This window comes from Pseudoalteromonas sp. S3776 (assembly GCF_005886915.1).
Lineage (GTDB): Bacteria > Pseudomonadota > Gammaproteobacteria > Enterobacterales > Alteromonadaceae > Pseudoalteromonas.
This window is the reverse complement of sequence record NZ_PNCU01000047.1, coordinates 14,155-40,045: the sequence shown is the minus strand read 5'-3', so window position 1 is coordinate 40,045 and position 25,891 is coordinate 14,155. Positions and strand designations below refer to the sequence as shown.

Here is a 25,891-nt window from a genome sequence, read left to right as displayed (position 1 = left end):
TAAATTCAGCTAAAAGAGGAGTTTTGGCTGTGGTTATACTAACTGGTTATGAGGAATACTTATGCAGCCAACATTTAATAAAAACAAAGCAATATTGTCTTTGCTTCCCCTTCTTACTTTTGTAGCCCTTTTTTTAGGCTCAGGTTTATATTTACAATCTCAAGGGGTCGATTACGCTTTTTATCAGCTCCCTGCCCCGGTTGCAATTTTACCCGCTATTATGCTTGCCTTTATTTTAAACAAAGGCACTGTAAACCAATGTGTTGAAACCTTTATTAAAGGTGCAGGACACAACAACATTATTACCATGTGTTTAATTTATTTACTTGCCGGTGCGTTTTCGGCCGTTGCAAGTGCAACCGGTGGCGTAGATGCAGTGGTAAATGCTGGCTTGTCACTTATACCCCCGTCGCTGTTATTGCCTGGTCTATTTTTAATTGCAGCGGTTGTCTCTACCGCAATGGGTACATCTATGGGTACCATTGGCGCTATCGGGCCAATTGCTTATGCGGTATCGGTTAAAACTGGTATCGACCCTGCGCTAATGGCCGGTACGATAGTATCGGGCGCAATGTTTGGTGATAACCTTTCTATTATTTCAGACACAACCATTGCTGCAACACGTACGCAGGGCTGTGAAATGAAAGACAAGTTTAAAGAAAACTTAAAAATAGCGGTTCCTGCCGCAGTATTAACCATTGCTTTGCTGCTTTATTTAACCCCTGCGCCACAAGCAGTAGAAACAAAAGATTTTGATTTATTATTAGTGCTGCCCTATGCCTTTATTTTAGTATTGGCTGTAGCCGGTATGAACGTGTTTGTGGTGCTATTTAGCGGTATTGTATTTGCTGCGCTAATGGGCTTTACCGGCAGCTACGAAGGTGCAAGCTTTGTAAAAGATATTTACAAAGGCTTTACCGATATGCAGGAAATATTTTTACTTTCTATGTTCATTGGTGGCTTATCTGAATTTATTCGTATTAACGGCGGCCTTGATTTTCTGGCACAAAAAATTCAAGCCATTACAAAAGTGATTGCCAAGTGGCACCGCAAAGTAGCTGATCAGCTTGGTATAGCAGCCTTGGTATTAACCAGCAATGTGTGTATAGCCAATAACACGGTATCCATTATTGTTGCTGGCCCTATTGCTAAAAAGCTTGCTGATGATGGTGAAATAAGTGGTAAACGCTCTGCAAGCTTGCTCGATATTTTTGCATGTGTTACGCAAGGCTCACTACCCTATGGTGCTCAAGCATTACTGTTAGGTGCTACGTTTAAAATTAGCCCGTGGGAAGTATCAACCTCATCTTACTACTGCTTTATTTTAGCTTTTACTGCCATTGCCGTTATTTGTTTGCGCCGTAATAAAGCCTAAACTTTGTGCAAAACCCGATGTTGCAGCTTAATAAGTAAGCTGCAACATATGTTAAAATAATAATCTACAAATCAAGACCTTGTGCTATAATGCGCGCTTTCGCGTGTCACTAAAATTATAGTTAAATACAGATTATGAAATTTAAAAAATTACTCCCCCTCGTTACCCTTACGTCAATCGCTTTATCATCTTCTGCCCTTGCTGCTGACTGGAGCAGTACCGCATTACATGTTAATAATGGCGATCAAAAAAACCCATTTACCAAGCAAGAATCAGATACGACTGTTTACTCGCTGCAGCATGCATCGGGCTATGATTACGGTGATAACTTTTTCTTTATTGATTACAGCAAAGACGATACAACCGACGGCTACCAAGATAATGACTTTTACGGCGAATGGTATTCAACGCTAAGCTTATCGGCTATCAGCGGTGAAAAAATTGGCGCAGGTGCATTATTAGATGTAGGCCTAACTGGCGGAATTAACGTTGCAGGCGATGCTAAAATGATGAAGTACTTGCCGGGTGTTAAATTAAGCTGGGATGTACCCGGGTTCAACTTTTTTCAAACACTTGTGACTGCCTATATTGACGACAGTGAAGGCGTAGCAAAAGGCGGCGCTCCTATTGAAACTAATAGCTGGATGTTTGATGTTGCCTTTGAATACCCGTTTACCCTAGGCTCGCAAAAATTTAGCTTTAAAGGACACGCTGAATACATCGCAGAGCGCGAAGATGAATTTGGTAACGACGTAGAAGCGTGGATACTTGCACAGCCTATTTTAGTGTGGGATATGGGCCACGCCCTAGAAATGAAAGAAAACACGCTGTTACTGGGTATGGAATTACAATATTGGCACAACAAGCTAGGGACCGAGGTCACTGAGTCAGTACCACAAATACATGTTGAGTGGACATTTTAAGTAGTCTCTTAAAGTTTAAAATACATTAACGGAGTCCTTTAAAGCGCTCCGTTTTTTTATGCCTTGAACACTATTTAATTGAACAGCCTGTAATACTTGGTTATTGTCTTACTTCTTTTGAGCTTATGGCTCTTCTTTTAAAGGAGTAACAAAATGTCGCCATTTAAAGTTATATGTTTTTCTACATTGTTAGCATTAACGAATAATACGTTTGCCAGTAGTACAGAACACTCTCACTCCCTCGCTTATGATGCCCTTTTAACTAATTACCAGTACGACTTTAAAGTAAATTACTATAATATTGAGTCACAAAAACATTCCCTAAAAATGGCATATATTCATTTAAAGCCAACTAAAAAAAATATGCCTACCGTTACGCTAATGCACGGTAAAAACTTTAATGCCGACTACTGGAGCCCCACAGCACGTTACTTACAATCGCTTGGCTTTGGCGTGTTGATCCCTGATCAAATTGGCTTTGGTAAATCCTCTAAGCCGACTAACTATCAATATTCGTTTGCGGCGCTAGCTCATCATACACGCGCATTAATGGACTCGCTAAATTTACAGAAGTCGATTGTTGTTGGCCACTCTATGGGCGGGATGCTAGCGAGCCGCTTTGCATTAATGTACCCAGATACAACCTCTAAACTGATTTTGCTTAACCCAATAGGGCTTGAAAACTATCTACACTATGTAAAATACAAAGACACCAACTTCTTTTATAAAAATGAGCTTAACAAAACCCCCGAGGGTGTTAAAAAGTACCAGCAAAAAAATTATTACGATGGAAAGTGGAATGCCACCTACTCTGCCCTTACTGACTTTATAACAGGACAGATACAAGGCCCAGATAAAGAGCAAATTGCCTGGGTTAACGCAAAAACCTACGATATGATTTTTACCCAACCTGTGATCACTGAATTTAAAGACCTATCCGTGCCAGTTAAATTAATTATTGGCACACGCGACAGAACGGGGCCTGGCCGAAACTGGAAAAAAGACGGAATTGATTACGAGCTGGGGCGTTACGACAAATTAGGAAAACACGCTGCTGCGCTTATTCCTAATGCACAATTGTTTGAACTTGATAATTTAGGGCACTTACCACAAGTAGAAGATTTTGAGCGCTTTAAAGCAGTGTTTAAACAAGCACTAAGTAATACCAATCCGCAATAATATCTAATCATTTTACGGGGCTAAACGTGTCGCTATCTGCGTTAAAAAATTCTCATTTAGAACAACTAAATAGCGAATTTTTTGCCTTGCTATCAACACGTTTATCCATCCCCAAAATAGATCACTTACTTACGCGGATTGGTATGAGTAATAGCTTGATACTTAATAAAATAAAGCCCTGTAAGTAAACTGCTTACAGGGCTTTTATATAAAAACTAATTTACAGCGTGCATTGCGGGTTTTTACCCTGCGATTTAGCCGTACTTTGCTCGCTAAGCGCTTCGCTCATTTGTGATTGTAAATTTTTAATACGATTGCTCGGTGCTGGGTGAGTTGATAAAAACTCTGGTGTGCTACCACTGCCCGCTGCGCTCATATTTTGCCAAAGCGTTACCGACTCTTGTGGATTAAAGCCCGCCTGCGCCATTAAATCTAGGCCAATTGTATCGGCCTCTGATTCGTGCGAGCGGCTAAACGGTAAAACTACGCCATACTGTGCGCCGAGTCCAAGACCTTGCATAATTTCGTTACGGTATTGCACGTTACCCATCTCAAGTGCAGCGCTTCCTAATTGCATACCTGTATCTAATATTGAGCTTTGTGATACGCGCTCATTTGAATGCTCTGCTATAACGTGGCCCACTTCGTGCCCGAGTACTGTTGCAAGCTGATCTTGATTGGTGGCTATTTTTAATAAGCCCGTATGTACACCAATATAGCCCCCAGGTAGTGCAAAGGCATTGGCCGACTCATCTTCAAATACAACAACTTCCCAGTTTTGAGAAGCATATTCTTGTGGTAAAACAGCCACGACCTTATCAGCAATACAATTTACATACGCATTGGTTTTTGCATCTTTATTAATTGGCTGCGATTCTTTCATTTGAGCAAAACTGGCCGAGCCCATTTCACTCATTTGTTGGTCTGAATACAGTGCTATTTGCGTACGCCCCGTAGGCGATGTTTTACAGCCTGCTAAAACTGCAGTTGCGAGTAAGGCAAGGGCTAGTTTTTTCATGGTGGTTCCTTCAAGTCTTTATTTTTTATTAGCTGTAGAATAGCAAACACAGTGCCAGTTTAGAATCTTTGCTCCTTTATTGCTTCGCTTTTTATTGTATGTAAATAAATTAACTTACTAGTTAAACTCAGTTTATACCCTTGCTTTGCCCTGTTACACTGTAGGCCCTGTTTTTAAAGAATGTTGAGTGATTACATGGACGCCTCGGCCTCGTCTTTTAATACCCGAATATTGTTACCTTTGTTAGCCAGTATTGTGGCTATAACGCCATTAGCTATTGATATGTATTTACCGGCCATGTTGGTTATAGCGAACGATTTACAAACCAGTATGCCAAACGTACAAATTTCGCTAAGTATTTATTTGGCTGGCTACTCGTTAGGTATGCTATTTTTTGGCCCTGTTGCCGATCAACTCGGACGGCGAAAACTAGCCCGTATTGGCTTAACCTTATTTGGTGCAAGTTCATTTGCGTTGGCCTTTACCAGTGAAATACACACTTTTTGGGTGCTTAGAGCCGTTCAAGCATTCACCGGGGCGGCGGCCACGGTGGTTGTGCCTGGCATAATTAGGCATATTTATCAAAAAAACACCGCTAAAGGCATGTCGTATGTTTCTATGATTATGATGGTAGCCCCCTTAGTTGCTCCCTCTGTTGGGTCATTTATTTTAGGGTTTTCGGTATGGTCTACTATATTCTTAGTGCTTGCTGGATATAGCTTTTTAATATTAGCGCTTGTTCAAGTATATTTAATAGATATCCCCATTCATAAAAATGAAAAAAAAGGCCTAGCCTTGTTTTTTGACAGTTATAAAACTGTGCTGAGTAATAAAGATGCCCGTGCAGATATTTTAAGCTCGATGTTTGTCTCGTTTGGCTTTTTTTGTTTTTTAACCTCAGTGCCTTTTGTATACCTTGATTTATATGATGTCTCCGAGCAATTATTCGGGATTTTATTTGCCTTTAATGTCATGGCTCTAATGTTTGGTAACTTTTTAAATACCCGAATAGTGCCAAAAATCGGCTCTCGTAAAATGCTCTACATTGGACTTGTATGTGGTTTTTGCTCAGGACTGGCACTGCTAACATTTAGTTTGTTACACCTTTCTTTATATTATATTGTAGCGGCTATTGCGCCATTAATGATGAGCTTGGGGGTAACAGCGAGTAATGCTGATTCGTTGATATTAATGAAGTTTGAAAAAAACACCGGCACCGCTACAGCTGTCATCGGTACGCTGCGCTTTGGCAGTGGCGCACTTGTAGGTCCTCTTCTGGCAGTTATGCATGCTAAAAGCGCTGTGCCGTTTTCGAGCTTAATGTTTAGCGCTGTGCTACTGACTATACTTGTGCAATTAATCCACTATAAAATAGACAAAAAAAATGCCTCATCATGAGGCATTTTTTATAACAAGCAGTAACTAATTAAGCGTCGGCTTCTTTAGATACCATAACCATAGCTGGGCGCAATAAACGTCCATTTAAAGTATAGCCTTTTTGCATTACTGCAAGTACTGTATTTGGTGATACATCGTTACTCGGCTGGATAGACATAGCCTGATGGAATTCTGGATTAAACTGCTCACCTTGTGGGTTAACAATTTCAACGCCAAACTTTGCAACTGCATCGTTGAAGCTTTTAACTGTCATATCAATACCTTCAAGCACTGGCTTTAAGGTTTCGTTTTCTTTATCAGAAAACTCAATAGCGCGCTCTAGGTTATCGATTACCGGTAGTAATTCGTTAGCAAACTTTTCCAGTGCAAATTTATGTGCTTTTTCTACGTCTTGTGCGGCACGACGACGAATATTATCTACATCAGCGGCGGCGCGTACAACACTGTCTTTTTGATCTGCAATTGTTTGTTTTGCAGCTTCAAGCTCTGCATATAACATTGCAATCTCAGCTTCAGGGCTTTGCTCTTGGTCTGCCTCATGCTGCTCTGCGGCTTCTACTGCAGCCTCAACATCAGCTTCCATTTGAGCTACTTCTTCGTTTAGTTCTACTTCTTGCTCTGGGTTTTGTGTCTGCTCAGACATAAAATACGTGCTCCAATTCTTTACAACTGCGGTAATTATGGGGATTGAATAAAAAGATTCAAGAGTTAGATGGCTCTAATAATTTAAATTCTTGGATTAATTGTTCAATTTGCGCCGATTTAGGACAAATTACGCAAAAACGGCTTTGATATTCTTGCTCCTGAAAATACGGAACACTAATTACAATCAGCTCATTGCAGTCAGTAAACGGTAAGTTTTCAGTGTTTAATACTGATACACCATTTTTAAATGCGAGTTTATCTTCGACAAAATTTAAAAATGAAACGCCAATATTTAAGCTTTGTTCGCAGTCGATTTTTTTATATAAATAGTTTTCGCCGACGACAATGCTGTTATCAGACCCTAACTTTTGACTAAGTTGGCGTGTCCACTGTGTGAGTGAGTCATGGCAGTTACGCGGTGCGGTGTTTGCCATGGCTTGCATGCGGTACAAACCCTCCATTAAAGTTTGTTGGCTGAAAACCGTGTTTAGCCAAGTAGCAAATTGATAGCGCACTGCGTCTGATGAGTCATCAGGTTTGTTGATGCAAATATTGTGGCTTTGCCCTGCCCTGTCTATGAGTAATACCAACCAATTGTTAGAATCGAACTCCAGCACTTCTACTCTAAATACTTGTTGTGAACTTGCCTGAGGTAGGCCAACGCAGCAACATACTTGATACTTTTGGCTCAGCCCATGCGCAAGCTCAACTAACTGTGTTTGCTCTGGTTGCCAATAATTTGCAATATCAGCTAACGGAAAAAACTCATCAAACCAATAATCAAACCCTTGGTTTGTTGGCACACGCCCTGCTGATGTATGGGGGGAATATAACAAGCCTACTTTTTCAAGTCGCGCCATAGCATTTCGTACAGTGGCAGAGCATACCGCCATGCCTTTTTGCTTCGCTATTTTTGTTGATGGAACGGGCAATCCTTCACCATTACAATAAAGGCTCATCACTGCTGAAAAAATTTGTTGATCTCGAGGGTTTATATTCATGTTATCTACATCTTGTTGCATGAAAGAGATATCGGGGCAGTTAAAACAAATTCAAGCCTAAAGCACGCTTTAAGTGAATATGCTATTGCAGGTATTCCAATAAAACGCTGCAAGCACTATTTTTAAACAGTAAATACCAAAGTTAAAGTGGAATTTAATATATTAAGCTAATAACTATTACTTAGCAGCTTTGTAATATAAAGCCTTAATTGAATCATTATCATATAGCTAAATCTATGTTTTCAAACATTTGTGTTTTGAGTTACTCTACAAAAATATTATTACTATTATTGCAGCCATTATGCACTCACCGTTTAAAATTATTGGCCTTATAGGTAAGCCAAACCACCCTAAAGCTGCGGCTACGTTACAACGTTTACATACTTTTTTATCGGCTCTTGGCTTTACAGTGATTGTAGAAAAGCGCACCGGCGGGCAATTATCTGATGTGCCTGATACGCATCAAGTTGACCTTGTTAGCTTAGGCGAACAAGCTGACCTTGCTATTGTTGTAGGGGGTGATGGCAATATGCTTGGTGCTGCACGTGTGTTGGCACGCTTTGATGTCGCTGTAATTGGGGTTAACAGGGGTAATTTGGGCTTTTTAACCGATTTAAACCCCGAAGGCTTTGAAGGCAGCCTTGAGCAAGTATTAAGTGGCGACTATTTAGAAGAGAAACGTTTTTTACTCGAAGTAGAAGTATACCGTCATAATGAACTTAAAAGCGCCAATTCAGCCGTCAACGAAGCGGTGCTGCATGCCGATAAAGTAGCCCACATGATTGAGTTTGAGGCTTTTATCAATAATGACTTTGTGTTTTCTCAACGCTCTGATGGTTTAATTGTATCAACCCCGACAGGCTCTACAGCTTATTCTTTATCGGGTGGTGGTCCCATTTTAACGCCTGAGCTTAATGCTATTTCACTCGTACCTATGTTTCCGCATACATTATCGAGCAGGCCATTAGTTGTTGATGCAGATAATGAGGTACGTTTAAAGTTAAGCCTTGATAACACCGACAGTTTACAAGTCAGTTGCGACAGCCATGTCGTGCTTGCCGTTTTACCCGGCGATGAAGTCGTAATTAAAAAAGCAGATAGAAAACTGCGCTTAATTCACCCAAAAAACTACTCTTACTACAACGTTTTACGTACTAAACTTAATTGGGGCAGCCGTTTATACTAATTTTATTGCCATGTGTAGTGCTTTAGCGCAAAATACAGAACAAATAAAAATTAATCAAACTAGGAATATCTAGCAATGACTTATGTTGTTATCTTTGCTTTGTTATTACTTATCACTTTGCTTGGCGCTTACATTAGGGTTGAAAACAATAGAAAAAAAGCCCTAGAAATCAAAAAGAAACAATTTAACGAACGTGTTACCCACGTAAACACTCGTCTTAAAACTAAGCTTAACAATTTATTAGAAGCCAAAATAATAAGACCTAAATATGTAGCGCAAATTCAGGCAATTGTGAGTAACTTTTTTGTGGTTCAACCTCATACAGAGGAAAACCTACAGCATTTAGAAGATATTAACGACAGTTTAGTAAGTACGCTTTCGATTGAGTTTCAAAAAGCAGTGCTAAATGAAAACACCCAAGCTCTGCAAGACAATATACAGTACTTTGTGAGTGAGTTACCGCAGCAAGGTATACTTTTTAATAAAGCGTTTTATCAAGAAATTTTACCTTCATTGATTCTACAAATTAAAACTGACACACCTGTAAATCCTAGCGAACCCCTTGAAAATGCTGAAGAAGGCCCTTCTGATGAAAGTGCGAATACTGATGAACAGCTTTCTCAAAATGCCAGTGTTGCTTAAAAAGTAAAAAATTAATTTGCAAAAAACCTAAACACTGTATAAATTAACAGTTAATTCACTGGATGGATGAACAGTATGTTAATTGGTTTAGAAATTAAAAATTTTGCAATTGTAAGTAATTTAAGCACTGAGTGGCATAACGGCATGACGGCGATCACGGGTGAAACCGGCGCGGGTAAATCTATTGCCATTGATGCTCTTTCACTGTGCCTTGGCGAACGCGCTGAAGCGTCGGCTGTTCGCCCAGGTACAGATAAAGCCGAAGTGTGTGCACAATTTGATTTAACTGCTCTCCCTCTTGCCAAAGCATTTTTAGAACAACACATGCTCACCAGTAACGACAACGAGTGCCTACTTAGACGTGTTGTATGTAAAAATGGTCGAAGTAAAAGCTATATCAATGGCAGCGCTGTTACAGCCGCTCAACTTAAAGAACTGGGACAATACTTAATTTCTATTCACGGGCAACATGCTCATCAGCACCTTTTAAAAGCTGAACACCAGCTGCAGCTGCTTGACGCCTATGCAGGCCATAACCAGCTTGTAAAAGCGGTTAGTCAAAGCTATAAGCTCTATGCAAACCTACAAAAAGAATTTAAACAGCTTGAGCAACAGCAGCTACAGCAAGCTGCGCAAAAACAATTACTCGAATACCAAGTTGCCGAATTAGACGAATTTGCCTTACAAGACGGCGAGTTTGAAAAAATAGAAGCCGAACACTACAAACTAAGTAATAGCCAAACTATTTTAGAAGCGTGTCAGCGCGAACTGCAGCACCTATACGAAAGTGATGAACAAAATGCCTGCTCTATGCTTCAACACAGCGCACAGCAATTTGCCGAGCTTGCAAATTATGATGAAAGTTTAGCTGGTGTGGCTGCATTATTAGATGAAGCCGCAGTTCAAGTAGAAGAAGCAAGCAGAGAAGTAAGAAACTATGCAGAGCAAGCCGACCTAGACCCCACCCGATTAACAGAGGTGGAAACCCGCTTAAGTGGCGCAATGGACTTAGCCCGTAAGCATCACATAAAGCCACAAGAGCTGGTTGAGTTTCATCAAGGTTTAACACAAGAGCTGGAGTCAATTAGCAACAATAGCTCACGTTTGGCACAATTAGACGATGAAATAAGTAATGCGCTCAGTGCATACCAAAAAGCCGGCGAACAATTAAGCGAAAGCCGTCAAAAATATGCTAATACCTTAAACCAACTAATTAGTGACAGCATGGCTAACCTGTCGATGGAAAATGGGGTCTTTGAAATTCAGCTTAACCAAGAAGTTGAACGCCAACCCAACGCGCTAGGTTTTGATAGTGTTTCATTTTTGGTTTCTACTAATCCTGGGCAGCCATTGCAGCCTTTAGCTAAAGTAGCCTCGGGTGGTGAGTTGTCGCGTATAAGCTTAGCTATACAGGTGATTATTGCACAAAAAGTGACAACGCCAACGCTTATTTTTGACGAAGTTGACGTTGGAATATCAGGCCCTACCGCTTCCTCTGTAGGGAAGTTACTACGCCAACTAGGAAAATCAACACAGGTTATTTGTGTAACTCATCTACCGCAGGTTGCAAGCAGTGCGCACCAGCAGTTTTTTGTAGCAAAAGAAATTGCACAAGGCGAGACTTTTACCCAAATGCTCAGCCTAAATAAAGACGGACGCATTAACGAAATTGCGCGCTTGCTTGGTGGCGACAATATAAGTAAAACCGCTAAGGCAAATGCAAAAGAGCTTATTATGGCACACGCCTAAATTATACTTTTGCTACAACAGTAGAGAGACGTTTTAAATGCAAAACATGCTGATAAATTTTTGCCATGTTACTGGGTGGCTACTTGTAGTTTTTAGCTTTTTGCTTATTGGGTTTAGTAAATTTAAGCACGCAGAATTTAAACAAAAGCTTTTTAGCTTTTTAAAAATTATATTGGTTTATCAAGTAACTGTGAGTGTATGGCAGTGGTTTATTATTGGCAACATTGTGGCAAATCACCAATGGTTACTTTTACTAGCACAAATACTGTGCAGTGCAATATGCTATTTAAGTGTGCAGCGGCGAAAAAGTAAAAGCCGCCCAAGCCTTGATAGCTTTTCTATGGACTGACTAATATAGGTGCTAAGAGCACGTTCTATTTTTACCTTGCTCTTTTGCTTTGTATAACAACTCGTCGGCCAGTTTTATGTCTTGGGCTATAGTTGTAGCTAACTGGCTTTGCGCAAGCCCTATACTTATGGTTAATACCACCGAGTTTCCATTCATACGCACTGGTTTTTTTTGTAATTCTGCATGAATTTTTTCTGCAATACTCTGCCCCTGCTCTTTGTCGCTGTTATGTAATGCAATTAAAAACTCTTCACCGCCCCAACGCGAAGCTATAGCTTGCTTTGGCAAACTCTTTTTTAAAATATTGGCAAGTTGAGTTAACGCTTCATCACCAAAGTCGTGGCCGTAGTTGTCATTAATTTTTTTGAAATTATCAACATCAGCTAACAAAATTACATAAGGCTGTTTAGTTTTTTTATGAAGATGTTTAAGCTGCGCCAGCTCTTTCATCATGAAACGTCTGTTTGGTAAATCAGTTAAATGATCTATTGTGGCGAGGCGTTCATTTTTGATACTTAGCGCAACTATTTTTTCATTGTATTTTTCGCGTGAGCGCTCGTAAAAACCGCTTAATAAGGCCACTATAATAAAGGAGATAACTACCCTCAGCGGCAGTGCTTCAGGTTGGTAATCGTAAATATTAAAACTATCTGTGATGATAAATCCGGCGATCACTGCAAATAAAAAAGCTATGATATCAACAGTTCCTTTTTTAAGGCCTCTGATTGAATAAGTCACCGGTGATACAATAAATATCCAAATGGGGCCGGTTCCTTCAGCTCCGCCCGTGATCACTAAATAGAGCATTAAACAGTAAAGATTATATAAAATGGTCGTCGCTGATTTTTCGACTGCACGGTAAAGGCTAAAAGCCCACGCATAAAACCCCGCAGAAACTAACAGCATAGTACCAAGTATTACATCAGTATTAGACAATGCATTACACGCCATAGCGAAGGTAGCTATAAATCCGATAGTCGAAAAAAAGCGTACAATTAGCTTTCTTTCTCTGTTGTCTGAGTATGCATTCATATTATTATTTTTTAATTGCAAGTGAGCTTTAAAAACTCATTATCCGAGGATTCAAAAAAGAAGTTAGCTGCAAGTTTGTACTGAAATAGCACTTTAAGCAAGATTTACTCGTTAATTGTTGGTTAATGGCAATTTTTTAATACTTTTTCACTTAAAGAAGCGAGCCTATCAGTTAAGAGCTATCTGGCGTTTTTATTGGGGCACTTACGGGGTTTAGGTAGCACATACCTTGGATAAGCTCGCTCTTGTTTTACTGGGCAATGCTAAACTTAATTTACTGACAATATTCCTGCGTGGGTCTTCGCGATAAAGTGACATACAAATGACGGTTTATACTGCCATCTCGGCAGGTAATCTTTTACGTCTTATCGTTGCTTCACCTACAAGTTCTGCACATTGCTTAATAAACACAGGACAAAGGAAATCACTGGGTTACCTTAGTAATTCTGTGTTTAATGCATGCCCATTGGCAGAGAAATTGCGGAAGTGAGTTGCAAAAGAAAAGGCTTCTGAATCAATTCAGAAGCCTTTATATATTAACCAGTAGCTCGGTCAATGGATCATTAAATATGCCTTAGTTGATCGGCATTAAGCCCGTTAACTTGCCTTTATTACATTTAAAAACGTAACGCGGTAATTAAACCTCTAAATAATCCATAATACCTTCAGCAGCGTTACGGCCTTCAAAAATAGCTGTTACAACTAAATCAGAGCCTCTCACTATATCGCCACCTGCAAATATTTTTGGATTCGTTGTTTGATGAGTAAATTCACCTTGCTCTGGTGCGTTAATGCCGCCCCAGTGGTTAATTTCTACATCATACTTTTCTAACCAGTCCAGTTTGTGTGGTTTAAAGCCAAACGCCATAATAACCTGGTCTGCCTCAAGTACGTGCTCTGAGCCCGGTACTACTTCTGCTCGGCTACGGCCGTTTTCATCAGGCTCACCAAGTTGAGTTTTAACCATTTTAACGCCGGCAACATGGCCATTATCATCAAGTACAATGCCCGTTGGCTGTACATTAAAAGTAAAGTTTACACCTTCTTCTTTAGCGTTTTTAACTTCACGTTTAGAGCCTGGCATATTTTCTTCATCACGACGATAAGCACACGTTACTTTAGCTGCATTTTGGCGAATAGAAGTTCGCACACAGTCCATCGCGGTATCACCACCGCCAAGTACCACAACCTTTTGATTGGCCATATCAATACACGCTTGGTTTTTTTCATCGTAACCCATAACGCGATTTGTGTTACCAATTAAAAATGGTAGTGCATCGTGTACGCCTGGTGCGTCTTCGTTTTCAAGACCAGCGCGCATACTCTGATATGTACCTACACCTAAAAATACCGCGTCGTAGTCAGCTAAAATTTCGTCCATAGTGATATCTACACCCACTTCAACGTTTAGCTTAAATTCAACACCCATTTCGGTGAAAATTTCACGGCGCTTTTGCATTACTTCTTTTTCAAGTTTGAAAGAAGGAATACCAAAAGTCAGTAATCCACCAATTTCTGGGTGACGGTCAAAAACCACTGGTTTTACACCGTTACGCACTAAAATATCTGCGCACCCTAAACCAGCCGGGCCCGCACCAATAATCGCCACTTTTTTATCCGTCCATGTCACGTATGACATGTCTGGTTTCCAGCCCATTTTAAATGCCGTATCGGTAATATACTTTTCAATGTTACCAATGGTTACTGCACCAAACTCTTCATCAAGCGTACATGATCCTTCACACAGTCTGTCTTGTGGGCAAACACGTCCACATACCTCTGGCAAACTGTTTGTACGATGAGAAAGCTCAGCCGCTTCTAAAATACGGCCTGTTCTAATTAATTTTAACCACTGTGGAATGTAGTTATGCACTGGGCATTTCCATTCACAGTAAGGGTTACCACAATCTAAACAACGGTCAGCTTGTGAATTTACCTGGTTCTCAGAAAAGGGTTCGTAAATTTCCACGAAAGATTTTTTACGCGACGAGATTGGTTTTTTGCGCGGATCTACGCGCTGCACGTCTATAAATTGATATACATTTTCGCTCATACTGCCCCCTTATTGCGCTTGAACACGAAGTTCTGCGCTACTACGAGCGCGGTGCCCGAGTAAACTTTTTACATCACTTGATTTTGGTTTAACTAGTTTGAACATAGGTAAATACAGTTCAAAATTAGCTAAAATGGTTTCTGCTCGACATGAACCTGTAAGCTCTAAATGCTCGGCAATTAAGCCGCGTAAATGCTCTTGGTGCGAACTTAAATCATCAAGTGTTACTACTTCAACTAGCTCTGGGTTGATGCGTTTTTCAAAGTCGTTTCGCTCATCTAAAATATAAGCAAAACCACCTGTCATACCCGCGCCAAAGTTAACCCCAACATTTCCAAGCACACAAACAACACCGCCGGTCATGTATTCACACCCATTGTCGCCTACGCCTTCTACTACCGCTTGTACACCTGAGTTACGAACAGCAAAACGCTCGCCTGCACAGCCTGCAGCAAATAATTTACCGCCCGTAGCACCGTACAAACATGTGTTGCCCACAATAGTCGCTTTATGGCTTTCAAACGACGACCCCAGCGGTGGGCGAATAACAAGCTTACCACCAGCCATGCCTTTACCCACGTAGTCGTTTGCATCGCCAATAAGGGTCATTTCAAGGCCACCAGCATTCCAAACACCAAATGATTGCCCTGCAGTACCATGTAGCTCAATCGATACTGGATCTGCAGCCATACCTTGGTTGCCATGCTTTGAGGCGATGTAACCCGACAGCATTGCGCCAACTGAACGGTCTGTATTACATATGCGGCTCACAAGCGAAATACCCGAAGAAGTATCAATTGCTTGTTGTGCTTTACCTAGTAACGTTTCGTTTAGTTCACCTAAATAATGAGAGCTATTTGGCGCACTACAAAATAAGGTTTCGCCCGTTGGGTTATTTGGCTGAGCAATCACAGACGATAAATCTATTTTCTTTTGCTTCGCTGTTTTACCTTCAATTGCTTCAAGTAAATCTAAACGGCCAATTAAGTCAGTTAGATTAGCAACACCTAAGCTTGCCATGATCTCGCGTGCTTCTTGCGCTATAAACTGAAAGTAGTTCATCGCCATTTCTGGTAAGCCGTGGTAATGCTTTTGACGAAGTGTTTCATCCTGCGTTGCAACACCGGTCGCACAGTTGTTTAAATGACAAATACGTAAGTATTTACAACCTAGCGCCACCATTGGGCCCGTACCAAAGCCAAAGCTCTCTGCACCTAAAATAGCGGCTTTAATGATATCTAAACCTGTTTTTAAACCACCATCTGTTTGCAAGCGAATCCGGTGACGAAGGCCGTTTTCAACAAGTGCTTGCTGAGTTTCTGCCAGGCCAAGCTCCCAAGGGCTACCTGCATACTTTACAGACGTAAGCGGGCTTGCGCCTGTGCCACCATCGTATCCTGAGATAGTAATTAAGTCGGCGTACGCTTTGGCTACACCTGTGGCAATTGTGCCTACACCCGGCTCTGACACTAACTTCACCGATATCATCGCTTCTGGGTTTACTTGTTTTAAATCGAATATTAGCTGAGCTAAATCTTCAATAGAATAAATATCGTGGTGCGGTGGTGGTGAAATTAATGTTACACCCGGCACTGAATAACGAAGCTTTGCAATATACGGCGTTACTTTTTCGCCTGGTAATTGTCCGCCTTCGCCTGGTTTAGCACCCTGCGCCACTTTAATTTGAATTACATCAGCATTACGAAGGTAGTGCGGCGTTACACCAAAACGACCCGAGGCAACTTGTTTGATTCGTGAGTTTTTCTCGGTGTTGTAACGGAGTTTGTCTTCGCCACCTTCACCAGAATTTGAACACCCGCCTAAGCGGTTCATTGCAATGGCAAGCGCTTCATGCGCCTCAGGCGAAAGTGCGCCAATACTCATTGCTGCTGAATCAAAACGCTTATATAGGTTTTCGGCAGGTTCTACATCGTCAACGCTAATGCCTTTTTCAGGTAATTTAAGCGCTAACATATCGCGTAGCGTTGCAATAGGACGGTTATTAACTAAATCAGCGTAAGCGCCGTAGTCTTTGTAATCTCCAGAGCGTACCGCTTTTTGCAGCGTTTGAATAACATCTGGGTTGTAAGCATGGTACTCACCACCGTGCACGTATTTTAATAAGCCGCCATGGCTTAGTAGCTTACGCTTACTAAAAGCAAGTTTATGTAGCTTTTGCTGATCACTATCAAAATCGCTAAAACAGGCGCCTTTAATACGGCTTGCAACACCTTTAAAACACATCTCTATCATGGCATCTGATAAACCAACGGCTTCAAAAAGCATTGAACAACGGTACGATGCAATCGTACTTATGCCCATTTTAGACATAATTTTGTAAAGGCCTTTATTAATAGCTTTTCGGTACGAAAGCGTCACTTCGCAGTACGATTTTTCAATCACTTTACTGTCGCTCATCGCGACCAGTGACTCGTATGCAAGGTATGGGTATATTGCGGTTGCACCAAAACCAAGTAATACAGCAAATTGGTGTGCATCGCGTACGCTGCCCGTTTCAATAATAATGTTCGACTCACAACGTAAGTTGTTATCTACAAGGCGCTTTTGTACAGCACCTACCGCCATTGCAGCAGGAATTGGTAATTGGATTTCGCTAAAGTTACGGTCAGATAAAATAAGCATTACACAGCCGGCAGCTGCTTTTTCCTGTGCAGCGTCGCAAATACGTGCAACCGCTTTTTCTAAACCTTCCTCTGCAGTGTATGTAATATCAATTTTACAGTAGCTGTAATGCTCGTCATCGGCATTTAGTAGCTGCTGCATATCAGCATACATTAAAATTGGCGTATCAAACTGTAGGCGCTTAGCATGGCCTGTGGTTTCATTAAATACGTTTTGCTCACTACCAATACACGTTGCCAATGACATTACGTGGTTTTCACGCAGCGGATCGATTGGCGGATTAGTTACTTGCGCAAACTTTTGGCGGAAGTAATCATACAGTGAACGATGCCCTTCGCTTAGCACAGCAAATGGCGTGTCATCGCCCATTGAGCCTGTCGCTTCTTGGCCGTTTTCACCCATTACACGAATAACACTATCGAGCTCTTCATTCGTGTAGCCAAACATTTTTTGGTACTTAGCAAGCGTTTCGTCATCAAACGAGCGATTACCCGCGTCTTGCTCAGTAAGTTCTTCAAATGGTGTTAAACGCTTAACGTTTTCTTCAAGCCATGACTTATAAGGGTGGCGTGATTTTAAATCTTGATCGATTTCGTCTGAGTGCCAAATTTTGCCAAGCTTAGTATCAATTACTAATAATTCACCTGGTCCAACACGGCCTTTTTCAACTACTTCATCGGCAGTGTAATCCCAAATACCTACTTCAGAGGCAAGTGTGATAAAGCCGTCTTGTGTAATAACATAGCGCGCTGGGCGAAGGCCATTACGGTCAAGGTTACATGCTGCAAAGCGACCATCAGACATTACAATACCTGCTGGGCCGTCCCATGGTTCCATGTGCATAGAGTTAAAGTCGTAAAATGCACGTAAGTCATCATCCATAGCACGATTTTTCTGCCATGCAGGTGGCACAAGCATACGCATAGCACGGAATAAATCCATGCCACCCGCTAAAAACAGCTCCAGCATATTGTCTAGGCTTGATGAGTCAGAGCCAGTTTCGTTTACAAACGGTGCTGCGCTTTGTAAATCAGGAATAAGTGGCGAAGAAAACTTATACGAACGTGCACGGGCCCATTGGCGGTTGCCTTCAATGGTATTAATTTCACCATTGTGTGCTAAATACCTAAATGGTTGCGCTAAAGGCCAACGCGGCTGTGTGTTAGTAGAAAAACGCTGATGGAAAACACAAATAGCGCTAGTCATACGAATGTCGGCTAAATCTAAATAAAAGTTAGGCAAATCAGCAGGCATCATAAGGCCTTTATAGATTGTTACTAACCCAGATAAACTAGCAATGTAAAATGACTCATCCTCTGCTAAACGCTTTTCTGCGCGGCGACGTGCTACATATAAGCGGCGTTCTAAATCTTTAGAGCGCCAACCTTCAGGCGCACTAACGAAAATTTGTTCAAAACCAGGCAACTGCTGAGTAGCAATAGGACCTAGCATTGAAGGGTCAGTAGGCACTTCACGCCAACCAAGTATTTTAAGTGTTTCTTGTTCTAATTCTTCACATAAAACCTGTTTTGCAGCTTGTGCTAAAACGGGATCTGAATTTAAGAAAACCATGCCTACGGCGTAATTTTTACCTAAGTGCCAGTTATGCTCGTTAGCAATGGCACGAAAAAAACTATCAGGTTTTTGCAGTAATAAACCACAGCCGTCGCCTGTTTTACCATCGGCAGATATACCACCGCGGTGTTGCATGCGATCAAGTCCAGTAATAGCTGTACGAATAAGCCGATGACTAGCTTGACCATTTACTTGGGCTATTAAGCCAAAGCCACAATTATCTTTTTCTAATTTTGAGTCGTATAACATAGACCCCTCCCCTTGCTGCACTGTTAACGTGAATGAACTGCTCGACGATTTGCTAACAGACGCACAAAACTAGCCTCTATAGTAAATAGAGTCAATATTATTTTGAATACATATTCACATTCTTGAATATTTCTCACTTCAAGGCAAGATTTCTTTTTAACTCATAACTTTTAACAATTAGTGCTTATTTAACCGTTATTTTTTTATGACACTGGTGTCAATTTTAACATTTTGTAAAAATAAAGGGCTTAACAACCGACCCTTTACGTAAACGTAAAGCTGAATCACAATGAATAAATATTCACTAAAGTTAAGCTAATTCAGTTAACATTTAGATAGTTTACTATGGTTTTAGGGAATTTAAGGATTAGGATCACGATTTTTAAGCGTTCATGAGTATAGTTATTAAAACTTGTGTCAGTTTTACTGCACATTTAGTGAATTTTTATCTAACTAGACCTGAATTTAAAAATATATAACTACAAGGTGGGTTATTAAGGCTCGTTATAAGGTTGCTTGAGGAATCGCACGCACTTTAGTTAAGTGATGAGTTGTTACAGCAAGGTATATCGTCAATTATTAATAAAAGGCAGGTATAAGTAGAAGCTAAATTCCATACAAAAAAGCCACGTTCAACGTGGCTTTAGTAATTTAGCAAAGTAACTATTACTCTGCGTCAGCTTCTTTATATTTAGCTGCAGTTTCAGTGATCAATGGCTGTAATTCACCACGCTGAAACATTTCAATAATAATGTCGCAACCACCTATCAATTCGCCCTCAACCCAAAGCTGTGGGAAGGTAGGCCAATTAGCGTATGCTGGTAGCTCAGCACGAATATCTGGATTAAGTAAAATATCAACATAGGCAAATGGTTCGCCACATGACATTAGAGCTTGTGACGCTTGTGAAGAAAAACCACAATTTGGTAATTTAGGTGACCCTTTCATGTAAAGGATAATTGGGTTTTCAGAAATCTGCTGTTTAATTTTATCAATGGTTTCCATCTACAACCTCAAAATGACGATAGCTTGATATATCCGGGGCTTGAAAATAAATCATTGTGGCCACAAATATATAACTTAAAATGGGCAAATAAAGCCGCAATTGAAATAGTCTTTAGCAATAGCATTGCTGTTTGCTTAAACTTGAGTAAAATACTCAACAATTATAGTAACACTATATTCTCGTTTGGTATAGGTAAGTGGTCTGTTCTATCAGGCATTACGTACTACCAAGCGAGTTATCAACCAAAAGAAGATGGAGATAAAAAATGGCATTTGAACTACCGTCACTACCATATGCAATTGATGCACTTGAGCCTCACATTTCAAAAGAAACTCTTGAGTATCACCACGGTAAGCATCACAACACGTATGTTGTTAAATTAAACGGTTTAATTCCAGGTACTGAATTTGAGAACAAATCTTTAGAAGAGATTGTTTGCTCATCTGAAGGTGGCGTATTTAACAATGCTGCACAAATTTGGAACCACACTTTTTACTGGAACTGCCTATCTCCAAATGGCGGCGGTGAACCAACAGGTGCAATTGCTGACGCTATCAACGCGAAATGGGGCTCATTTGACGCGTTTAAAGATGCACTAAACGACAAAGCTGTTAACAACTTTGGCTCTAGCTGGACATGGCTAGTAAAACTAGCTGACGGTTCATTAGATATCGTAAACACATCTAACGCAGCAACGCCGCTTACAGACGAAGGTGTTACACCAATCCTAACTGTGGATTTATGGGAACACGCATACTACATTGATTATCGTAATGTGCGTCCAGATTACCTTAAAGGTTTTTGGGCGCTTGTTAACTGGGAATTCGCGAACGCTAACTTCGCTTAATTAGCCACTATAGGCTGATTTAAAAAGGCGCTTCGGCGTCTTTTTTTATGCCTTTAAAAAATTTAAGCCGCCTTTATACGTGCTAAATTGATAAATTAGCCACATGATCTTTTTTCACTTAAATTTTTAATTTTATTGCACAAAAATTTCAAACTGAGACTAGACTTTAAAAAGTAAGCACCTTTTTAAAGTGGGTTTCGGAGGTTATTATGACTATTTTTGAGCACTACCAAGCACGATACGAAGCAGCACAAGAAGAAGAATACAGCATCAGCGAATTTTTAGAAATTTGTAAAAATGATAAATCAGCTTATGCCAGCGCACCCGAGCGCTTACTTATGGCAATAGGTGAACCACAAATGGTTGATACTGCAACCGACGCACGTTTAAGCCGCTTGTTTTCTAATCGAGTTGTTGCACGCTACCCTGCATTTGAAGACTTTTACGGCATGGAAGATGCCATAGAGCAAATTGTCTCTTATTTAAAACATGCGGCTCAAGGACTAGAAGAATGCAAACAAGTCCTTTATTTACTCGGCCCAGTAGGGGGAGGTAAATCTTCAATCGCTGAAAAACTAAAATACTTAATGCAACAGGTACCTATCTACTCAATTAAAGGCTCGCCGGTAAACGACCACCCGCTTTGTTTGTTTGACCCCGTAGAAGATGCAAATGTGCTTGAAAAAGAATACGGTATTAAGCCCCGTTATTTAAAAACCATTATGTCGCCATGGGCTGCAAAACGACTAAAAGAATTTAATGGTGACATCAGCCAATTCAGAGTTTTAAAGCGCTACCCTTCTATTTTAAATCAAATTGGTATAGCCAAAACCGAGCCTGGTGATGAAAACAATCAAGATATTTCAGCATTGGTAGGCAAAGTAGATATTCGTCAGCTTGAGCACTTTGCTCAAAACGATCCAGACGCTTACGCTTATTCAGGCTCATTATGTTTAGCAAACCAAGGCTTAATGGAGTTTGTAGAAATGTTTAAAGCACCTATTAAGGTGCTGCATCCACTCCTTACCGCAACGCAAGAGGGTAATTACAACGGTACAGAGGGCATTAGCGCCCTGCCCTTTAACGGCATGATTTTAGCTCACTCAAATGAGTCAGAATGGCAAACGTTTAAAAATAATAAAAACAACGAAGCGTTTTTAGATAGGGTGTATATTGTAAAAGTTCCTTACTGCTTGCGTGTTACCGAGGAAATTAAAATATACGACAAACTCATTCAGCACAGTGAACTGGCAAGCGCCCCCTGTGCACCAGGTACGTTAAAAACACTGGCACAATTTACTACGCTTTCTCGTTTAAAAGAGCCTGAGAACTCAAGCATTTATTCAAAAATGCGAGTATACGATGGAGAAACCCTAAAAGATACTGACCCTAAAGCGAAATCTTATCAAGAGTACCGTGATTACGCAGGGGTTGACGAAGGTATGACTGGCCTTTCGACCCGTTTTGCTTTTAAAATTTTGTCACGCGTATTTAATTTTGATACCACTGAAGTGGCCGCCAATCCAGTGCATTTATTCTATGTATTGGAACAACAAATAGAGCGTGAACAATTTAGCGCTGAAGTGGAAGAGCGTTATTTAAGCTTTTTAAAAGGCTATTTAATTCCACAATATGTTGAGTTTATTGGCAAAGAACTCCAAACCGCTTATTTAGAGTCGTACTCTGAGTATGGGCAAAATATTTTTGACCGCTATGTAATTTATGCTGATTTTTGGATACAAGATCAAGAATATAGAGACCCAGATACAGGACAACTATTTGACCGCGCATCGTTAAATGCAGAACTTGAAAAAATAGAAAAACCCGCCGGCATTTCTAATCCTAAAGATTTTAGGAACGAAATAGTTAACTTTGTATTACGTGCACGCGCTCACAATAATGGTAAAAACCCACTATGGACAAGCTACGAAAAACTGCGCACGGTTATTGAGAAAAAAATGTTCTCAAACACTGAGGATCTTCTCCCTGTTATCTCCTTTAATACTAAAACCTCAGCAGAGGATCAGCAAAAGCACGAGGACTTTGTTAACCGCATGGTTGAAAAAGGCTACACGCAAAAACAAGTGCGTTTACTTTCTGAGTGGTATTTACGGGTTAGAAAATCGCAGTAACCTTCATGTAGTTTAGGGGGAACAGTATGGCGCATTTTATAGATAGACGCTTAAATGGTAAAAACAAAAGCACGCTTAATCGTCAGCGCTTTATTAGGCGCTATAAAAAGCAAATAAAAGAAGCAGTGTCTGATGCAGTTAATAAACGCAGCGTTACCGATTCAAGTTCAGGGGAGAGTATATCTATCCCGCAACGAGATATTAGCGAGCCCATTTTTCACCAAGGTAAAGGGGGTGACAGAGAACAAATTCACCCTGGCAACGATCAATTCTCTACAGGTGACAAAATTGAGCGCCCCAGAGGCGGCCAAGGTGGTGGTGCAGGCGATGGCGATGCGAGCGATTCAGGCGAAGGCCAAGATGACTTTGTGTTTTCTATTTCTAAAGATGAATACCTTGATTTGCTCTTTGAAGACTTAGCGCTGCCCAACTTACAAGAAAACCAGCTAGATAAGCTTGTACAAATGAAAACTCATCGGGCTGGTTTTTGTAGCGATGGTATGCCCAGTAATATTGATATAGTACGCTCATTGCAGGGCTCACTCGCCAGGAGAGTCGCCATGAGTGCGGGTAAAAAAAGGCGCTTAGCAGAGCTTGAAGGCCAACTTGCGATGGAACTTGAGCAAGCGGCCAGCGACCAAGCTATCGTAGCATTATTGCAAGAGGAAATTGAGCAACTCAAACAGCAAATAAAATCCGTACCTTTTATCGATAACTACGACTTACGTTTTCGTAATTATGAAAAACGCCCCCACCCCACTAGCAAAGCCGTTATGTTTTGTATTATGGATGTATCAGGCTCGATGGATCAGGCCACAAAAGACATGGCAAAGCGTTTTTATATTTTGCTGTATCAATTTTTGACCCGTAGTTATAAAGACATTGAGGTAGTGTATATACGCCATCATACACAAGCTAAAGAGGTCGACGAACAAGAGTTCTTTTATTCTCAGGAAACGGGAGGCACTATTGTCTCCAGTGCTCTTAAATTAATGAACGATATAATAAAAGAGCGTTATGATTCAGAGCAGTGGAACATATACGCGGCGCAAGCATCCGATGGCGATAACTGGGCAGACGATACCCCCCACTGCGCAGAAATATTACGCAATAAGCTACTTAGCGCCGTTCGTTACTTTGCTTATATAGAAATTACCACGCGTGCGCATCAAAGCTTATGGCGCGAATACCAAAACATAACCCACACTCATAGCAACTTTGCTATACAACATATACAACGTGTTGAAGATATTTACCCTATGTTTAGGGAGCTCTTTAAAAAAAATCGTCAACAACAAGGCGCTGCTTAGCCTAAGCGAGGTTTACGATGAGTAATGAACGAATTAGTGATGGTCCAGACTGGACCTTTGAACTGCTTGAGCAATACCAAACTGAAATAGCCCGCGTTGCCACCCATTACCGATTAGACACTTACCCTAATCAAATCGAAGTCATTACAGCAGAACAAATGATGGATGCGTATTCAAGCGTTGGCATGCCAATAGGATACAGCCATTGGTCATATGGTAAAAAATTTATCCAAACAGAACAAAATTATAAACGTGGCCAAATGGGGCTGGCTTACGAAATTGTTATTAATTCAAATCCCTGTATTGCTTATTTAATGGAAGAAAACACACTTCCCATGCAGGCTTTGGTTATGGCGCATGCCTGTTATGGCCATAATTCATTTTTTAAAGGGAACTACTTATTTAAAACATGGACTGACGCCGATTCCATCATAGATTACTTAGTGTTTGCTAAAAATTACATTAGCCGTTGTGAGGAAAAATATGGCATTACTCAAGTAGAAAACTTGATTGATTCGTGTCACGCATTGATGAATTATGGTGTAGATAGATACAAACGCCCGCAGCAAATATCCCTTTTTGAAGAGCAAAAGCGTCAAAAAGAGCGTGAAGATTACATGCAATCACAAGTAAACGAGCTATGGCGTACTATCCCTAAGCAACAACAGGAAGCTAAAAAGCAAGAAAGACACTTTCCCCAAGAGCCGCAAGAAAATATCTTATATTTCATCGAGAAAAATGCGCCACTATTAGAGTCTTGGCAGCGAGAAGTAATACGTATTGTTCGAAAAATATCGCAATATTTTTATCCACAAAAACAAACCCAAGTGATGAACGAAGGGTGGGCAACCTTTTGGCATTACACTATTTTAAATCACTTATATGAAGAGGGTAAATTAACCGACTCATTCATGATGGAGTTTTTGCAAAGTCATACCAACGTAGTTTATCAGCCACCTTATAACAGCAATTACTATTCAGGTATAAACCCCTATGCCCTAGGCTTTAATATGATGGTAGATATTCGCCGTATTTGCGAAAACCCAACAGATGAGGACAGACGCTGGTTTCCTGAGTATGCAGGGACTGATTGGCTTGACACTCTGCATTTTGCGATGGAAAATTTTAAAGATGAAAGCTTCATAAGCCAATTTTTATCACCAAAGCTAATACGTGATTTTAAGTTATTTACTATTGTCGATCATAGCCGTAACCCACATCTTGAAATAGGCGCAATTCATGACGATAGCGGCTATCGGGCTGTACGCGAAGCGCTTTCAGCGCAGTATAATTTGAGTAATCACGAACCTAACATTCAAGTGTATAATGTTGATATTAGGGGCGATCGCTCTTTAACATTGCGCTATGTTCCTCACAATAATATCCCCCTCGCGGACTCCCACAAAGAGGTGCTAAAACACCTTTACAGGTTATGGGGGTTTAAGGTGCAACTACAGCAAGAGACAAGTAGCGGCGATGTCTCTACGCTTGGCCAATGCCCAGCTGATGACACACGCCATATTTCAGAGTAAGTAAGGTGGAAAAGCAAAAGTCATTAGCATTTGTGGGCATAAAAACA

Annotated in this window: 19 protein-coding genes; 12 read left to right on the top strand and 7 right to left on the bottom strand. The window is 40.7% G+C overall.

The features are described 5' to 3' along the window. The first annotated feature begins 61 nt into the window (after positions 1 to 61). The 3 genes from CWC16_RS16680 (at position 62) to CWC16_RS16670 (ending at position 3,477) form a co-directional block, all read left to right on the top strand. Entirely contained in the window at positions 62 to 1,375 is a 1,314-nt protein-coding gene (locus CWC16_RS16680) for a Na+/H+ antiporter NhaC family protein (protein ID WP_004588096.1), read from the top strand. A gap of 134 nt (positions 1,376 to 1,509) precedes the next feature. Continuing rightward, entirely contained in the window at positions 1,510 to 2,298 is a 789-nt protein-coding gene (locus CWC16_RS16675) for a nucleoside-binding protein (RefSeq protein WP_138542318.1), read from the top strand. A 153-nt stretch (positions 2,299 to 2,451) separates the two neighbouring features. After that, positions 2,452 to 3,477, top strand: coding sequence for an alpha/beta fold hydrolase (locus tag CWC16_RS16670; protein ID WP_055019805.1), 1,026 nt, complete (start codon positions 2,452 to 2,454; stop codon positions 3,475 to 3,477). A 220-nt stretch (positions 3,478 to 3,697) separates the two neighbouring features. Here CWC16_RS16670 and CWC16_RS16660 read toward each other — a convergent pair whose 3' ends face one another. Continuing rightward, a complete protein-coding gene (locus tag CWC16_RS16660) occupies positions 3,698 to 4,495 on the bottom strand; it encodes a M48 family metallopeptidase (RefSeq protein ID WP_138542317.1) in 798 nt (265 codons plus the stop codon). 195 nt (positions 4,496 to 4,690) lie between these two features. On the opposite strand from CWC16_RS16660, the gene CWC16_RS16655 reads away from it, so the two are divergent. Next, entirely contained in the window at positions 4,691 to 5,893 is a 1,203-nt protein-coding gene (locus tag CWC16_RS16655; RefSeq protein ID WP_138542316.1) for a Bcr/CflA family multidrug efflux MFS transporter, read from the top strand. 28 nt (positions 5,894 to 5,921) lie between these two features. Here the strand turns inward: CWC16_RS16655 and grpE are convergent, their stop codons facing one another. Together grpE and CWC16_RS16645 are read right to left on the bottom strand one after the other, a co-directional pair. Then, positions 5,922 to 6,536 carry a nucleotide exchange factor GrpE gene (gene grpE, locus CWC16_RS16650; RefSeq protein ID WP_138542315.1) on the bottom strand — a complete coding sequence of 205 codons (615 nt, stop codon included), beginning with the start codon at positions 6,534 to 6,536 and terminating at the stop codon, positions 5,922 to 5,924. 58 nt (positions 6,537 to 6,594) lie between these two features. After that, positions 6,595 to 7,560 carry an HrcA family transcriptional regulator gene (locus tag CWC16_RS16645; protein ID WP_055015223.1) on the bottom strand — a complete coding sequence of 322 codons (966 nt, stop codon included), beginning with the start codon at positions 7,558 to 7,560 and terminating at the stop codon, positions 6,595 to 6,597. A gap of 280 nt (positions 7,561 to 7,840) precedes the next feature. Between CWC16_RS16645 and nadK the strand changes: the two genes are divergently transcribed. From nadK to CWC16_RS16625, 4 genes are all read left to right on the top strand, one after another. Then, complete coding sequence (gene nadK / locus CWC16_RS16640) at positions 7,841 to 8,725, top strand: NAD(+) kinase (protein WP_055015249.1); 885 nt, start codon at positions 7,841 to 7,843, stop codon at positions 8,723 to 8,725. 75 nt (positions 8,726 to 8,800) lie between these two features. Next, the gene (locus tag CWC16_RS16635) at positions 8,801 to 9,367 is read left to right on the top strand and encodes a hypothetical protein (protein WP_138542314.1); all 567 of its coding nucleotides are present in this window, start codon (positions 8,801 to 8,803) and stop codon (positions 9,365 to 9,367) included. A 75-nt stretch (positions 9,368 to 9,442) separates the two neighbouring features. Then, a complete protein-coding gene (gene recN / locus CWC16_RS16630) occupies positions 9,443 to 11,116 on the top strand; it encodes a DNA repair protein RecN (protein ID WP_055015225.1) in 1,674 nt (557 codons plus the stop codon). Between the two features lie 37 nt (positions 11,117 to 11,153). Beyond that, on the top strand, positions 11,154 to 11,465 hold the full coding sequence (locus CWC16_RS16625) for a hypothetical protein (protein ID WP_138542313.1): 312 nt from the start codon (positions 11,154 to 11,156) through the stop codon (positions 11,463 to 11,465). A 12-nt stretch (positions 11,466 to 11,477) separates the two neighbouring features. Here the strand turns inward: CWC16_RS16625 and CWC16_RS16620 are convergent, their stop codons facing one another. The 4 genes from CWC16_RS16620 to CWC16_RS16605 all read right to left on the bottom strand — a co-directional run bounded on the left by CWC16_RS16620 (position 11,478) and on the right by CWC16_RS16605 (position 20,022). Continuing rightward, entirely contained in the window at positions 11,478 to 12,497 is a 1,020-nt protein-coding gene (locus CWC16_RS16620; RefSeq protein WP_249929296.1) for a GGDEF domain-containing protein, read from the bottom strand. A gap of 637 nt (positions 12,498 to 13,134) precedes the next feature. Further along, positions 13,135 to 14,550 carry a glutamate synthase small subunit GltD family protein gene (locus tag CWC16_RS16615; protein WP_055015228.1) on the bottom strand — a complete coding sequence of 472 codons (1,416 nt, stop codon included), beginning with the start codon at positions 14,548 to 14,550 and terminating at the stop codon, positions 13,135 to 13,137. A gap of 9 nt (positions 14,551 to 14,559) precedes the next feature. Beyond that, positions 14,560 to 19,017, bottom strand: coding sequence for a glutamate synthase large subunit (gene gltB / locus CWC16_RS16610; RefSeq protein WP_138542312.1), 4,458 nt, complete (start codon positions 19,015 to 19,017; stop codon positions 14,560 to 14,562). A gap of 666 nt (positions 19,018 to 19,683) precedes the next feature. After that, the gene (locus CWC16_RS16605) at positions 19,684 to 20,022 is read right to left on the bottom strand and encodes a Grx4 family monothiol glutaredoxin (protein ID WP_016709200.1); all 339 of its coding nucleotides are present in this window, start codon (positions 20,020 to 20,022) and stop codon (positions 19,684 to 19,686) included. Between the two features lie 266 nt (positions 20,023 to 20,288). Here CWC16_RS16605 and CWC16_RS16600 point away from each other — a divergent pair, with 266 nt between their 5' ends. The 4 genes from CWC16_RS16600 to CWC16_RS16585 all read left to right on the top strand — a co-directional run bounded on the left by CWC16_RS16600 (position 20,289) and on the right by CWC16_RS16585 (position 25,844). Further along, positions 20,289 to 20,870, top strand: coding sequence for a Fe-Mn family superoxide dismutase (locus CWC16_RS16600; protein WP_055015231.1), 582 nt, complete (start codon positions 20,289 to 20,291; stop codon positions 20,868 to 20,870). Positions 20,871 to 21,079: 209 nt separating this feature from the next. Further along, on the top strand, positions 21,080 to 23,002 hold the full coding sequence (locus CWC16_RS16595; protein WP_138542311.1) for a PrkA family serine protein kinase: 1,923 nt from the start codon (positions 21,080 to 21,082) through the stop codon (positions 23,000 to 23,002). A gap of 26 nt (positions 23,003 to 23,028) precedes the next feature. Then, positions 23,029 to 24,312, top strand: coding sequence for a YeaH/YhbH family protein (locus CWC16_RS16590; RefSeq protein ID WP_138542310.1), 1,284 nt, complete (start codon positions 23,029 to 23,031; stop codon positions 24,310 to 24,312). A gap of 17 nt (positions 24,313 to 24,329) precedes the next feature. Next, the gene (locus CWC16_RS16585) at positions 24,330 to 25,844 is read left to right on the top strand and encodes a SpoVR family protein (RefSeq protein WP_138542309.1); all 1,515 of its coding nucleotides are present in this window, start codon (positions 24,330 to 24,332) and stop codon (positions 25,842 to 25,844) included. Positions 25,845 to 25,891: the final 47 nt, after the last annotated feature.

Bases quoted from the DNA above. Each gene is read 5' to 3' on its own strand.
- nadK (WP_055015249.1), top strand. From the start codon at position 7,841: ATGCACTCACCGTTTAAAATTATTGGCCTTATAGGTAAGCCAAACCAC.
- CWC16_RS16635 (WP_138542314.1), top strand. From the start codon at position 8,801: ATGACTTATGTTGTTATCTTTGCTTTGTTATTACTTATCACTTTGCTT.
- CWC16_RS16615 (WP_055015228.1), bottom strand. From the start codon at position 14,550: ATGAGCGAAAATGTATATCAATTTATAGACGTGCAGCGCGTAGATCCG.
- gltB (WP_138542312.1), bottom strand. From the start codon at position 19,017: ATGTTATACGACTCAAAATTAGAAAAAGATAATTGTGGCTTTGGCTTA.
- CWC16_RS16605 (WP_016709200.1), bottom strand. From the start codon at position 20,022: ATGGAAACCATTGATAAAATTAAACAGCAGATTTCTGAAAACCCAATT.
- recN (WP_055015225.1), top strand. From the start codon at position 9,443: ATGTTAATTGGTTTAGAAATTAAAAATTTTGCAATTGTAAGTAATTTA.
- CWC16_RS16675 (WP_138542318.1), top strand. From the start codon at position 1,510: ATGAAATTTAAAAAATTACTCCCCCTCGTTACCCTTACGTCAATCGCT.
- CWC16_RS16590 (WP_138542310.1), top strand. From the start codon at position 23,029: ATGGCGCATTTTATAGATAGACGCTTAAATGGTAAAAACAAAAGCACG.
- CWC16_RS16595 (WP_138542311.1), top strand. From the start codon at position 21,080: ATGACTATTTTTGAGCACTACCAAGCACGATACGAAGCAGCACAAGAA.
- CWC16_RS16660 (WP_138542317.1), bottom strand. From the start codon at position 4,495: ATGAAAAAACTAGCCCTTGCCTTACTCGCAACTGCAGTTTTAGCAGGC.
- CWC16_RS16585 (WP_138542309.1), top strand. From the start codon at position 24,330: ATGAGTAATGAACGAATTAGTGATGGTCCAGACTGGACCTTTGAACTG.
- CWC16_RS16680 (WP_004588096.1), top strand. From the start codon at position 62: ATGCAGCCAACATTTAATAAAAACAAAGCAATATTGTCTTTGCTTCCC.
- CWC16_RS16620 (WP_249929296.1), bottom strand. From the start codon at position 12,497: ATGAATGCATACTCAGACAACAGAGAAAGAAAGCTAATTGTACGCTTT.
- CWC16_RS16670 (WP_055019805.1), top strand. From the start codon at position 2,452: ATGTCGCCATTTAAAGTTATATGTTTTTCTACATTGTTAGCATTAACG.
- CWC16_RS16625 (WP_138542313.1), top strand. From the start codon at position 11,154: ATGCAAAACATGCTGATAAATTTTTGCCATGTTACTGGGTGGCTACTT.
- CWC16_RS16645 (WP_055015223.1), bottom strand. From the start codon at position 7,560: ATGCAACAAGATGTAGATAACATGAATATAAACCCTCGAGATCAACAA.
- CWC16_RS16600 (WP_055015231.1), top strand. From the start codon at position 20,289: ATGGCATTTGAACTACCGTCACTACCATATGCAATTGATGCACTTGAG.
- CWC16_RS16655 (WP_138542316.1), top strand. From the start codon at position 4,691: ATGGACGCCTCGGCCTCGTCTTTTAATACCCGAATATTGTTACCTTTG.
- grpE (WP_138542315.1), bottom strand. From the start codon at position 6,536: ATGTCTGAGCAGACACAAAACCCAGAGCAAGAAGTAGAACTAAACGAA.